The organism is Bradyrhizobium sp. RP6 (genome assembly GCF_003837805.1).
In the GTDB taxonomy this organism is placed as follows: domain Bacteria; phylum Pseudomonadota; class Alphaproteobacteria; order Rhizobiales; family Xanthobacteraceae; genus Bradyrhizobium.
In genome coordinates this window covers 1-12,507 of sequence record NZ_RQIT01000049.1, presented here as the reverse complement: position 1 = coordinate 12,507, position 12,507 = coordinate 1, and the positions used below count along the sequence as shown (strand labels likewise).

Annotated in this window: 10 protein-coding genes and 1 pseudogene; 3 read left to right on the top strand and 8 right to left on the bottom strand. The window is 64.8% G+C overall.

Features of this window, described 5'->3' with window-relative positions:
- A partial coding sequence (locus EHH60_RS36635) for a S9 family peptidase (protein ID WP_245454694.1) occupies positions 1–2,092 on the top strand: 2,092 nt, incomplete at its 5' end.
- Between the two features lie 93 nt (positions 2,093–2,185).
- Here EHH60_RS36635 and EHH60_RS36630 read toward each other — a convergent pair.
- Positions 2,186–2,905, bottom strand: coding sequence for a ribonuclease activity regulator RraA (locus EHH60_RS36630; protein WP_124163975.1), 720 nt, complete (start codon positions 2,903–2,905; stop codon positions 2,186–2,188).
- Positions 2,906–3,033: 128 nt separating this feature from the next.
- The gene (gene araD / locus EHH60_RS36625) at positions 3,034–4,773 is read right to left on the bottom strand and encodes an L-arabinonate dehydratase (RefSeq protein WP_124163974.1); all 1,740 of its coding nucleotides are present in this window, start codon (positions 4,771–4,773) and stop codon (positions 3,034–3,036) included.
- A gap of 441 nt (positions 4,774–5,214) precedes the next feature.
- Here araD and EHH60_RS36615 point away from each other — a divergent pair, with 441 nt between their 5' ends.
- Entirely contained in the window at positions 5,215–8,733 is a 3,519-nt protein-coding gene (locus EHH60_RS36615; RefSeq protein WP_124163973.1) for a PAS domain S-box protein, read from the top strand.
- 159 nt (positions 8,734–8,892) lie between these two features.
- Here the strand turns inward: EHH60_RS36615 and EHH60_RS36610 are convergent, their stop codons facing one another.
- Positions 8,893–9,528, bottom strand: a complete 636-nt coding sequence (locus EHH60_RS36610) for a response regulator transcription factor (protein WP_061880295.1) — start codon at positions 9,526–9,528, stop codon at positions 8,893–8,895.
- Positions 9,529–9,677: 149 nt separating this feature from the next.
- On the opposite strand from EHH60_RS36610, the gene EHH60_RS36605 reads away from it, so the two are divergent.
- Positions 9,678–9,980 carry a hypothetical protein gene (locus EHH60_RS36605; protein WP_124163972.1) on the top strand — a complete coding sequence of 101 codons (303 nt, stop codon included), beginning with the start codon at positions 9,678–9,680 and terminating at the stop codon, positions 9,978–9,980.
- Between the two features lie 54 nt (positions 9,981–10,034).
- On the opposite strand, the gene EHH60_RS36600 is transcribed toward EHH60_RS36605, so the two are convergent.
- The 5 genes and pseudogenes from EHH60_RS36600 to EHH60_RS38510 all read right to left on the bottom strand — a co-directional run.
- Positions 10,035–10,538, bottom strand: a complete 504-nt coding sequence (locus EHH60_RS36600; RefSeq protein ID WP_124163971.1) for a response regulator — start codon at positions 10,536–10,538, stop codon at positions 10,035–10,037.
- Positions 10,539–10,677: 139 nt separating this feature from the next.
- Positions 10,678–10,995, bottom strand: coding sequence for a PilZ domain-containing protein (locus EHH60_RS36595; RefSeq protein WP_124163970.1), 318 nt, complete (start codon positions 10,993–10,995; stop codon positions 10,678–10,680).
- Position 10,996: 1 nt separating this feature from the next.
- Positions 10,997–11,875: a CheR family methyltransferase gene (locus tag EHH60_RS36590; RefSeq protein WP_124163969.1), complete on the bottom strand. Its 879-nt coding sequence runs from the start codon at positions 11,873–11,875 to the stop codon at positions 10,997–10,999.
- Positions 11,876–11,935: 60 nt separating this feature from the next.
- Entirely contained in the window at positions 11,936–12,322 is a 387-nt protein-coding gene (locus tag EHH60_RS36585) for a response regulator (RefSeq protein WP_028181013.1), read from the bottom strand.
- A gap of 32 nt (positions 12,323–12,354) precedes the next feature.
- Positions 12,355–12,507: pseudogene (locus EHH60_RS38510) on the bottom strand (chemotaxis protein CheW); the annotation flags it as partial.

Genomic DNA, 12,507 nt, shown 5'->3' with positions numbered 1-12,507 from the left:
AGCGAAGACCCCCTCCCAGCCCCCCGTCGCCCCGCGCCGGCCGCATTCCTTTACGCATCACGGGATCACCGTGACCGACGACTATGCCTGGTTGAAGGACGCGAAGTGGCAAGAGGTGCTGCGCGATCCCGCCGTACTGGATCCCGACATCCGCAAGTATCTGGATGAAGAGAACGGCTACACCGACAGCCTGCTCGGGCACACCGCGCCGTTGCAGAAGACGCTGGTGCGGGAGATGCGCGGACGGATCAAGGAGGACGATTCCAGCGTGCCGTCGCCCGACGGTCCGTTCGCCTATTTCCGCAGGTTTCGCGAGGGCGGGCAGCACGAGCTGTTCGGGCGCATGCCGCGCGAGGGCGGCGACGGCGAGATCGTGCTCGACGGCGATGCGCTCGCCAAGGACCACAAATATTTCAAGTTCGGCGGCAGCCGGCATTCGAACGATCACAAGCTGCAGGCCTGGAGCGCGGACACCAAGGGGTCGGAATATTTCTCGATCCGCGTCCGCGACTGGGCGACGGGGATGGAACTCGACGATCTCGTCGAGGAGACCGATGGCGGCGTGGTCTGGGCCGCGGACTGCAGGAGCTTCTTCTACGTGAAGCTCGACGACAATCACCGCCCGATGCAGGTGTGGCGGCACAAGCTCGGCACCAAGCAGGCCGAAGACACACTGGTCTATGAAGAGCAGGATGCCGGCTGGTTCACCCATCTGCACGAGAGCACCAGCGGCCGCTTCTGCGTGATCGCAGGCGGTGACCACGAAACGAGCGAGCAGCGGCTGATCGATCTCGCTCATCCCGAGGCGCCGCCGCGCCTCGTCGCGGCGCGCGAGGAAGGCGTGCAGTACTCGCTGGCCGACCGTGGCGATCAGCTCTTCATCCTCACCAATGCGGACGATGCCATCGACTTCAAGATCGTCACCGCGCCGCTCAATTCGCCCGAGCGCAAGAACTGGCGCGATTTGATCCCGTATCGGCCCGGCATCTACATCATCGACCTCGATCTCTATGCCGGCCATCTGGTGCGGCTGGAGCGCGCCAACGCGCTACCGTCGATCGTGATCCGCGACCTCAACACGAACGAAGAGCACGCCATCGCCTTCGACGAGGCCGCCTATTCGCTGGATACGATGGGCTCCTACGAATTCGAGACGACGAATTTGCGCTTTGCCTATTCGTCGATGACGACGCCGTCGGAAGTCTATGACTACGACATGGTCAAGCGCACGCGCGTCTTGCGCAAGCGGCAGGAGATTCCGTCCGGCCACGATGCCGCCGACTACGTCACCACGCGCATCATGGCAAAGGCGTATGACGGTGCCGAGGTGCCGGTCTCGATCCTGTATCGCCGCGGCTTGAGCCTCGACGGCACCGCGCCGCTCTTGCTTTACGGATACGGCTCTTACGGCATGGCGATGCCGGCCTCCTTCAATGCCAATCGCCTGTCGCTGGTCGACCGCGGCTTCGTCTACGCCATCGCCCATATCCGCGGCGGCGCCGACAAGGGCTGGGGCTGGTATCTCGACGGCAAGCGCGAGAAGAAGACAAACTCGTTCGACGATTTCGCCGCCAGCGCCCGGGCGCTGATCGACGCCAGATACACCAGCGCCAAGCGCATCATCGGCCATGGCGGCTCGGCCGGCGGCATGCTGATGGGGGCGGTCGCCAACCGCGCCGGCGAATTGTTCGCCGGCATCGTCGCCGAGGTGCCGTTCGTCGACGTGCTCAACACCATGCTCGACGACACCCTGCCGCTGACGCCGCCGGAATGGCCGGAATGGGGCAACCCGATCGAGAGCGAGAAGGACTTTCGCACCATCCTGTCCTACTCGCCTTACGACAACGTCGCGGCGAAGGATTATCCGGCGATCCTGGCGATGGGCGGACTTACTGATCCCCGGGTCACTTACTGGGAGCCCGCCAAATGGATCGCGCGCCTGCGCGCCACCATGACGGGCGGCGGCCCGGTCCTGCTCCGCACCAACATGGGCGCCGGCCACGGCGGCGCCTCGGGACGATTCGACCGGCTTGATGAGGTCGCGATCGTCTATGCGTTCGCGCTGTGGGCGGCGGGGATGGCGGAGGTGTGACGTCGTAGCCCGGATGCGGAGCGCAATCCGGGATTCGCGCAGACATCAAGACTGTTCCCGGATTACGCTCCGCTCCATCCGGCTACGAGCGCGCTACCTCCCGTTCTTCTTTCGCCATTCCGCGAAATCGGTGAGCGTCTGCGGATCGGTGGCGGGATAGAGGCCGAAAATGCCGCGGCCCTTGCCGACTTCCTCGGTGACGAAATCCTCGAACGCGGTCATCTCGAAAGTCTCATTGGCGATCTCGTCGGCAAGATGCGCAGGGATCACGATGACGCCGTCGTCATCGCCGAGGATGACGTCGCCGGGAAACACCGGTGCATCGCCGCAGCCGATGGGGACGTTGATCTCGATGGCCTGGTGGAGCGTGAGATTGGTCGGCGCGCTGGGGCGGTGGTGATAGGCGGGAATGCCGAGCTTGGCGATCTCGGCCGAGTCGCGAAAGCCGCCGTCGGTGACGACGCCGGCGACGCCGCGCTTCATCAAGCGCGTCACCAGGATCGCACCGGCCGAAGCCGCACGCGCGTCCTTGCGGCTGTCCATCACCAGCACGGCGCCGGGCGGGCAATCTTCCACTGCCTTGCGCTGTGGATGCGAACGGTCCTTGAAGACGTCGATGGTGTTGAGGTCCTCGCGCGCCGGCATGTAGCGCAGCGTGAAGGCCTCGCCGACCATGGTCGGCTGGCCGGGGCCGACCGGGTGCACGTCCTGGATCATCTGGATGCGCAGGCCGCGCTTGAACAAGGCGGTGGCGACGGTGGCGGTGGAGACGGATTTGAGTTTGGTGCGGGTGGCTTCGGATAGTTTTGTCATGTCATACTCTCACTTCTCGTCATTCCGGTGCGCGCGCTGCGCGAGCCCGGAATCCATCGAGCGGCATAGTGTGCGGCCCGATGGATTCCGGGCTCATCGCTTCGCGATGCCCCGGAATGACAGGGTCATCAGTAAATCGACGGCTCGCCGATCGGCGCGCCGAAATCGGTCTCGAGGAAGTCGAAGTCGCAGCCGTCATTGGCCTGCTTGATGTGCTTGGTGAACATCCAGCCATAGCCGCGCTCGAAGCGGCGCTCGGGCTGCTTCCAGGCGGCGCGGCGTTTTTCCAGTTCGGCCTCGGGGACATCGAGATTGATGGTGCGCGCGGCGACGTCGAGGGTGATGCGGTCGCCGTTCTGCACGAGGGCCAGCGGGCCGCCGATGTAGGATTCCGGCGAGACATGCAGGATGCAGGCACCATAGCTGGTGCCGCTCATGCGCGCATCGGAGATGCGCACCATGTCGCGCACGCCCTGCTTCACGAGCTTGGTCGGGATCGGCAGCATGCCCCATTCCGGCATGCCCGGCCCGCCTTGCGGCCCCGCATTGCGCAGGATCAGGATGTGATCCTCGGTGACGTCGAGATCGGGATCGTCGACCGCCTTCTTCATCGAGGGGTAATCGTCGAACACCAGCGCCGACCCGGTGTGCTTGAGGAAGCGCGGCGCGCAGGCGCTGGGCTTGATGACGCAGCCGTCGGGCGCGAGGTTGCCCTTGAGCACCGCGAGCGCGCCTTCCTTGTAAATGGGGTTGTCGATGCCGCGGATGACATCGGCATTGTGCACCTCGGCGCCCTCGATGTTCTCGCCCAGCGTCTTTCCGGTGACGGTGATGCAGTCGAGATGCAGATGCGGCTTGATCTGCCCCATCAGCGCCGGCAGGCCACCGGCATAGAAGAAGTCCTCCATCAGGTAGGCATCGCCGCTCGGCCGGACATTGGCAATCACGGGCACCTTGCGGCTGGCGATCTCGAAATCGTCGAGCCCGATGTCCTGGCCGGCGCGGCGGGCCTGCGCGATCAGATGGATGATGGCGTTGGTGGAGCAGCCCATCGCCATCGCGACCGCGATCGCGTTCTCGAACGCCTTGCGGGTCTGGATCACCTTCGGCGTCAGATCCTCCCACACCATCTCGACGATGCGGCGGCCGCATTCACTGGCCATGCGGATGTGGTTGGCGTCGGCGGCCGGAATCGAGGAGGCGCCCGGCAGCGTCATGCCGATCGCTTCGGCAATCGCCGTCATGGTCGAGGCCGTGCCCATGGTCATGCAGGTACCGTAGCTGCGGGCGATGCCGGCTTCGATGTCGAGCCAGTCCTTGTCGGAGATCTTGCCGGCGCGCCGCTCGTCCCAATATTTCCAGCCGTCGGAGCCGGAGCCGAGCGTCTTGCCCTTCCAATTGCCGCGCAGCATCGGACCTGCCGGCAGATAGATCGCCGGAATGTTCATCGAGGTGGCGCCCAAGAGCAGCGCGGGCGTGGTCTTGTCGCAGCCGCCCATCAGCACCACGCCGTCGACGGGATGGCTGCGCAGCAGCTCCTCGGCGTCCATCGCCAGCAGGTTGCGGTAGAGCATCGTGGTGGGCTTCAGCAGCGATTCCGACAGCGACAGCGCCGGCAGCTCCAGCGGCAGGCCGCCGGCCATCAGGATACCGCGCTTGACGTCGTCGACCCGCGACTTGAAGTGCATGTGACACGGCTGCGCGTCCGACCAGGTGTTGAGGATCGCGATGATCGGGCGGTCCTTCCACTCCTCGGGGGCATAGCCCATCTGCATGGCGCGGGAGCGGTGGCCGAACGAGCGCAGATCGTCGGGCGCGAACCAGCGCGCGCTGCGGAGCTGGTCGGGCGTCTTCTTCTTGTCGGTCATTGTATTCCTTGTCCGTCCGAAGGATTCGCCCTGCTCTTCTCACAGGCCGTCCATACCCGGCAAGACGCTGGGCGGACCGGAGGCGAACCCCTGCTATGCACTCAGGCGGGCATATTCGGCGGTGCAGCGCAATAAGCCGGCGCCTCAGACCGTAGGGGCTTCGAAGTGCTTGCCGGCAGACGAGAATCCGCGCAACAATTTCATGTTTTTCATGGCTTTGATTATGGTCGTCGGGGACTTCCCCACCGACCCGGAGGATTTCAGACGTGGCCAACATCCTGATCGTGGGGACGATCCGGCCGCACAGATCACGAGCCGGCCGTTGCTGGAACGGACTGGTCATCACGTGACGGCCGCCGGCGATGACTTGCAGATGACCAGGACACCTCCTCTGCTCCGGGCCGGAACAGGCGCGATACCGCAAGTCCGGCGAAAATCTGCATGAAACTCGCAACGACGCTGGCAACGCGGCTGGCCATCGCGATGATCCTGCTGGTGGCGGTGACCGTGGCCGCAGTCGGATGGCTGGGCTATCGCAACACCACACAGGCCGTCATTCCGCGGGTCCTGGAGCGGGTTGAAGCCCAGTCACGCCTGCTCGCGACCAATCTCGAATCCTACGTTGCCGGAGTGCGCGGCGATCTGATCGGCTATCGCGCCGCAGCGGCAATCAATGGCCTCATCCGCGCTCACACCGATCGAGGAATCGACCCCATCGATGGCGTCTCGGAACAAACCTGGCGCGAGCGTATCGCGACGCGGCTCGCGGCCGAGATCGACGCCAAGCCCATCTATGGGCAGTTCCGGATCATCGGTGTCGACCACGACCAGCGCGAGCTGGTCCGCGTCGACCGATCCGGGCCGGGCGGAACGGCACGGATCGCCCCGGATCGGGAACTGGAGCGCAAGGGCGACCGAGCCTACTTCAAGGAAACGATGCGGCTCGGACCCGGCGAGATCTACGTATCCCCCGTCGATCTCGCGACCCGGCACGGGGGAACCACGGCCGCTCACGCTCCGACTTTGCGGGTTGCGATGCCTCTGTTCGCAGACGACGGCAAGCCGTTCGGCATCATCGTCGCCAATATCGACATGCGCCCGGCACTCGACCGCCTCCGCTCCACCGCAACCTCAGGAGGAGGGATCTACGTCGTGAATTCGCGCGGCGATTATCTCATCCATCCCGATCGCACGCGGGAATTCGGCGCATTGCGTGACCGTCCCAACGACTGGCGCAAGGACTTTCCATATTTCGCCGCCCTGGCCGGCACGCTCGACGTATCCACGCGGCTCATGACGGATGGATCGGGCCTGCCGAGCGGTGCGGCCATCGCGCCGGCGCTGCTCGTGGGCAAGGAATGGGTCGCAATCATCGAGACGATTCCGGCGCCTGTGTTCGGCCTCGTGCCAGGGGCCATCCAGAAAACCTCCTTGCTCGTCGGTATTTTGGCCGTCCTCGCCGCGGCCGCGCTCGCGGTGCTGCTGGCGCGTTCGTTGACCCGCCCGATCGGGCGCCTGACCGCGGCGGTGCAGGCCATCGGCAGCGGACGTCCAGCGGAGATTCCCGTCGATGCCGGCGGCGAGACCGGCGTGCTGGCGCGCGCTTTTGCCCGGATGGTCGAGGAGACGCGTGCTAAAACGGCCGCTCTCGAACGCGAGATCGAGGAGCATCGCCGCACCGAGGCCGCGCGAAGCCATCACGCGGCACGCGAGAGGCTGTTCAGCGCCGCGGTGGAATCGTCCGACGATGCCATCGTGATGCAGACGCTCGATGCGGTCATCACGGGCTGGAACCCGGCCGCCGAACGTCTCTATGGCTATTCGGCGGATGAGGCGATCGGCAGGCCCACGTCGATCATTGTCCCGCCCGACCGTCGCGCGCACGGCAAGGACTATTTGCAGCGGATCGCGCGGGGCGAGCCGATCGAACGGTTCGAGACCGTGCGCCTGCGCAAGGACGGCACGCCGGTCGAAATCTCGCTCAGCCTCTCGCCGATCAGGGGCCCATCCGGCGAGATCGTCGGCGTCTCCGGGAGCGCGAGCAGCCTGACCGAGGCGCGGCGCGCCGAGCGGGCGCTGCAGCACCAACTCGAGGAGCGGCGACAGATCTTCGAGACATCGCAGGACCTGATCATGATCATGGATGCGCGGGGCCGTATCGCGCAGATCAGCCCGAGCAGCGAAGCCATTCTCGGTTACCGGCCGGACGAGATGATCGGCCGCAGCGGCGCCGATTTCATTCATCCCGATCATCTGGAGCAGTCGCGCGCCGAGATGCGCGCCTTGCGGCACGGCGAGCGTCCAAAGCTCGCCGACACCCGCTGCTTCCACAAGAACGGGCACGAAGTCTGGCTGTCCTGGCTCGGTAACTGGTCCGAGCCGGCGCATCGATTTTTCTTCGTCGGTCGCGACATGACAGAAGCACGGCTCGCGCAGGAATCGCTGCGCGAGAGTGAACGGCTCGCCCGCAACATCGTCGAGACCTCGCTCGACGCCTTCGTCCAGAGCGACGAGACCAGCAGCATCCTGAGCTGGAATTCGCAGGCCGAACAGCTCTTCGGCTGGCGCCGCGACGAGGTGCTCGGCAAGAGCGCGATCGATCTGATCGTCGCCGAGAGCGAGCGCGAGAGGGTCAGGGCGGGACTGAGGCGCTTCCTCGATGATGAGGACGGCAGGACGCTGAACCGCCGCCGCGAGCTCATGTGCCGCCGCCGCGACGGCAAGGAATTCAAAGCCGAGCTGAGCGTCACCGCCCTGAAGCGTCGCGAGGGCCTTCTGTTCAACGTCTTCTGCCGCGACCTCACCGACAAGGTCGCCGCCGAAGAACGCATCCGTCATGCCGAGAAGATGGAGGCTGTCGGCCAGCTTACCGGCGGCGTGGCGCATGACTTCAACAACATTCTCACCGTCATCACCGGGACGATCGAGATTCTCGCGGAGGCGGTCGCGAGGGAACCACAGCTCGCGGCCATCACGAAGATGATCGACGAGGCTGCCGCGCGCGGCGCCGGTCTGACCCAGCATCTACTCGCCTTCGCACGCAAGCAGCCGCTCCAGCCGCGCGAGATCGACATCAACTCGCTGATCGTCGACACCGCGAAACTGTTGCGGCCGACGCTGGGTGAGCAGATCCAGATCGAATCGGTGTTCGAGGACGAGAATTGCGTCGCGATCGTCGATCCCAACCAGCTCACCACCGCGATCCTCAACCTCGCGCTCAATGCTCGCGACGCCATGCCCGGCGGCGGCAAGCTGATCCTGGAGACCGGCGCCGCCTATCTCGACGAGGTCTATGCCAGTGCGAACGATGCGCCGCCGGGGCATTACGTTTTGATCGCCGTGAGCGACACCGGCACCGGGATCCCTGCGAGCATGTTGCCCAGGGTGTTCGACCCCTTCTTCACCTCGAAAGGACCGGGCAAGGGCACCGGGCTCGGGCTTTCGATGGTCTACGGCTTCATCAAGCAGTCCGCGGGTCACATCAAGATCTACAGCGAGGAGGGCCACGGCACCACGATCAAGATGTACCTGCCGCCCGGGAAGACGGCGACAGCGGTCGGCGAGGGCGTGACGCCGGCGACGATCGAGGGCGGACACGAGACGATCCTCGTGGTCGAGGACGACCGGCTGGTGCGTGACTACGTGCTGGCGCAACTGCATTCGCTGGGTTACGTCACCTTGCAGGCTGCGAACGCTGCGGAGGCGCTCGCGATCGTCGCCAGCGGAAAGCCGTTCGACCTTCTGTTCACCGACGTCATCATGCCCGGCAAGATGAACGGACGGCAGCTCGCCGACGAACTGATGAAGACGCGTCCGGATCTCAAGGTGGTCTACACGTCAGGCTATACCGAGAACGCGATCATCCATCACGGCCGGCTGGATTCGGGTGTTCTCCTGCTGGCGAAGCCCTATCGCAAATCGGACCTGGCGCGGATCATCCGCAAGGCGCTGAGCGGGTGATTGCTCTCGTGTCCCGGACGCACTGCGGCGCGCGAGCGCTGCTGTGCAGCAGCCGTGACCGAGAATGTTGAGCCGTGAAGTTGGAGAGATGAGCCCCCGGCTCAGCGGCGCATCATTTTCATGATGCACCGCGTCCGGGGCGCGAGAGAGATCAGCCGCCTACGACGCGCGCTGGGCTGCGGTCATCACGATGCGGATCAGATCGGCGGCATTGCGCGCGCCGAGCTTCTTCATGATGTTGGCGCGATGGTCCTCGATCGTGCGCGGGCTGATCCCGAGCGTGCGGCCGGCTTCCTTGTTGGATGCACCGGAGGCGAACTGCTCCAGCACCTCGCGCTCCCTGCGCGTCAACGGCTCGCGTCCGGGGAAATGCAGCGAGCCGAACTTCGGCGCCGCATTCTGCGCCTGCCTGCGTGCATAGGCGCCGATCGCCTCGTCGAGCCGGCCGACGATCTCGCTGCCGCGGAACGGCTTCTCGATGAAGTCGAGGGCGCCGCTCTTGATCGCCCCCACCGCCATCGCGATGTCGCCCTGACCGGAGATCATGAAGATCGGCGCCGGATAGTCCTCGCCGTGCAACTCCTTCAGGATGTCGAGGCCCGACTTTCCTGGAATATGCACGTCGAGCAAAATCGCGGCCGGTGTGCGGCTTCGCGCGACGGAGAGCAGCGCTGCACCGTCCGCAAAACAGATCACGTCATAGCCCGCCGCCTTCAACACCATGGACAAGGTGTCGCGAACGGCAGGGTCGTCGTCCACTACGAAGATTTCACCGCGAGAGCTTTGTTCGGCCATGTGCCACATCCGGTTGGCATGAAGGACTCGCGTCCGCGCCAACCCTTATGGCGCTCGGCGCGGATTCGGCCCACCCGTATTTGTACGGGACATGGACTTAACGCACAAGTAGCGGCAAGGTGCCTAATTGCGGGACACGGAGATTATCCATGCTAAATTTCGCTGGCAAAGCCCCGCTTGTCACGGCGCGTGCAACTGACAGCCGTCAGTTGATCGCAACCGATCTTCGCTCTCTGATCGCACGCATCGACATCAGTCTGCGCCTGATCGACGCAGTCATGGCGGAGGAAGACGCGGCAGGGCACGTGAGCGTTGTCGCGGGTTCCCATGAAATTATCGTGCTCGACGACGTCACGCCGCGCTACGCCACGGCGAGCGCAGCGCTCATTGCCTGCCGGGCGGGGCTCGACCACGCCCTGCAACAATTGTCGGAGTCCGGCAGTCCGGCCTAAGCCGCAATCAGCGCGGCGGAGCCGCCGCAGCCGCTTGCATGGCAGCTCCGCGGCTCAGGCGCGGTGCCGTTCCACAATCGCGTCGTTGACGACACCACCCCAGGTGTGGATCGCAGGCAGGCCCATCGCGATCTTGCCGAGATTGGCGAGGCTGATGCGCAGTGCCGCGAGATCGAGCGGCTTCGGCAGGCTCTGCAGCTCGATCCCGACGGAACGGGCAAAGCTGCGGGCGGCGCTGCGGCGTCTGCCGTCCATGCCGCTGATGACGATCACGGAGCCCGCGAATTTCGCGCTCGCCATCTCGCGCAACACGTCGATGCCGTCGCCATCCTCCAGCACGAGATCGAGCGTCACGCAGTCGAAGCGCGCGGTGCGGAGCTTCTCGATCGCGTCCGTCACGGATGGCGCCACGGTGACTTCGTGGCCGGCCTGCCTGGCCGCGACCGTGATCAGGTGGCGCTGCGTGGCGTCGTCGTCGACCACCAGGAGCTGGAGCGGACGCCGCTCGGCGACGTCGGGCAGGTTTGACGGGATGGGGGAGAGAGAACTTCTGGGCATTGCCGTATCCTGATTGAGACCATCAATGGATACACGGCCCGCGCTTAGGCGATGTAAAGCTGCTGCGGCCAATTGATTCGAATGTGTTCAGCGAATGTGAAGCAACGTGCCGGAAACAGTGGCGGCAGCTGCGGCCAGATCACGCCGCGGCGTCGTGGTCGCCGGCCGCACCGCGCTTCTTCCTGTTCTTGCCGCGCAGGAACTGGATGTCCATTTCGGCGCCGTTGACGCGGACCAGCTCGCAGCGGCGGTAGGCGAGGCCCGTTGACGACAACAGCAGGAAGAACTCCTTCAGATTCAATCCCTGGATCGAGCCCTCCACCGTGAGGATGGCGTCGGTGTCGGAGATTGCGTTGAGCTTGCAGTCCCGCCGCCAGGTGCCGTCGATGGCCATGATGCAGACATCATAACCGCGGCTGAACGTCACGCGCTCCGCGCCCTTGCCATCCTCGGCCATGTTATTGTCCCGCCATCGCCACCATGCGTGGCGTCGCTGCGGCGAGAGCCGGCCTGGCTGCTGCCGCACGCGGATCGTTCGGCTTGTAGAGGCCGCGCCGCTCCGGAATCGGCTTGAACGTATCGGTCAGTCCGACCACGGTTTCGGCGGCGCCCAGCACCAGGAAGCCGTCCGGCTCGATCTGGCGTGCCAGCCGGTTGAAGATGTTGATCTTGGTGTCCTGGTCGAAATAGATCAGCACGTTGCGGCAGAAGATGACGTCGAAGGTGCCGAGCTGGGCAAAATCGTGCAGCAGGTTGAGCTGGCGATGCTGAATCATCGCCCGCAATTCGGGATTGATCTGCCAGGTCTCGCCGGTCTGCTTGAAATATTTGACCAGCATCTGGATCGGCAGGCCGCGCTGCACCTCGAACTGGCTGTAGACGCCGGCTCTCGCCTTTTCCAACACCTCTTGCGACAGGTCGGTCGCGATGATTTCGACCCGCCAACCGGTGAGGGCCGCGCCCATCTCCTTCAGGCACATCGCCAGCGAATAAGGCTCCTGCCCGGTCGAGCCGGCGGCGCACCAGATCCGCACGCTGCGGCGGCCGGCCCGCGCCTTGATGATCTCGGGCATGATGTGGTCGCGGAAATGATCGAACGGGACCTTGTCGCGGAAGAAGAAGGTCTCGTTCGTGGTCATCGCCTCGACCACGTCGGTGATCAGCGTACGCGAGCCGGCTTGCAGCTTCTGCACCAGTTCGGCGATACCCGAGAGCCCGGCCTTGCGGGCGAGCGGCAGCAGCCGGCTTTCGATCAGATATTGCTTGTCTGCGGACAGGTCGAGACCGGAACTGTCCTTCAGGAACTTACGCAGATACTCATACTCGGTCGGGGTCACGGATGGCCTCTCGGAAGCTGTACTGGAACACTCTGGCCCGAACACTCGGGTCAGACACACTCAGACCATGGCTTGTCCGACCGGGATCAAACCAACTTCAGCGAACTTGTCGGCGATAATGTCTTTGTCGAAAGGCTTCATGATGTACTCGTTGGCGCCGCCGCTGAGCGCCTGGGCAATATGAGCCACGTTGTTCTCGGTGGTGCAGAACACCACCTTGGGCTGGTCGCCGCCGGGCAGGCGGCGCATGTGGCCCATGAACTCGAAGCCGTCCATGACGGGCATGTTCCAGTCGAGCAGCACCGCATCGGGCAGCTGCCGCTGACAGATTTCGAGCGCCTTCGCGCCGTCCTCGGCCTCGGTAACTTCGAATTCCAGTCCTTCCAGGATCCGGCGCGCGATCTTGCGCACCACGCTGGAGTCATCGACCACCAAACACGTCTTCATTTTGCTTCTCCGGCTTCGATGGTTTCGTCGGTTCAGGCAGCCATTTGCGTTTTGGTTTCGAGCTCGAGGACGCGATCGACGTCGAGGACGACCATGAGCTGGCCGTCGAGGCGGTGGACGCCGCCGGCGAGCTTGGCCATGCGGGGGTCGAGGTTGACCGGGTTCTCCTCCTTGCCGTCCTCGGG

Excerpts from the sequence above, each read along its gene's own strand:
- EHH60_RS36615 (WP_124163973.1), top strand. The coding sequence starts at position 5,215 with ATGAAACTCGCAACGACGCTGGCAACGCGGCTGGCCATCGCGATGATC.
- EHH60_RS36600 (WP_124163971.1), bottom strand. The coding sequence starts at position 10,538 with ATGCCCAGAAGTTCTCTCTCCCCCATCCCGTCAAACCTGCCCGACGTC.
- EHH60_RS36610 (WP_061880295.1), bottom strand. The coding sequence starts at position 9,528 with ATGGCCGAACAAAGCTCTCGCGGTGAAATCTTCGTAGTGGACGACGAC.
- EHH60_RS36605 (WP_124163972.1), top strand. The coding sequence starts at position 9,678 with ATGCTAAATTTCGCTGGCAAAGCCCCGCTTGTCACGGCGCGTGCAACT.
- araD (WP_124163974.1), bottom strand. The coding sequence starts at position 4,773 with ATGACCGACAAGAAGAAGACGCCCGACCAGCTCCGCAGCGCGCGCTGG.
- EHH60_RS36630 (WP_124163975.1), bottom strand. The coding sequence starts at position 2,905 with ATGACAAAACTATCCGAAGCCACCCGCACCAAACTCAAATCCGTCTCC.
- EHH60_RS36595 (WP_124163970.1), bottom strand. The coding sequence starts at position 10,995 with ATGGCCGAGGATGGCAAGGGCGCGGAGCGCGTGACGTTCAGCCGCGGT.
- EHH60_RS36585 (WP_028181013.1), bottom strand. The coding sequence starts at position 12,322 with ATGAAGACGTGTTTGGTGGTCGATGACTCCAGCGTGGTGCGCAAGATC.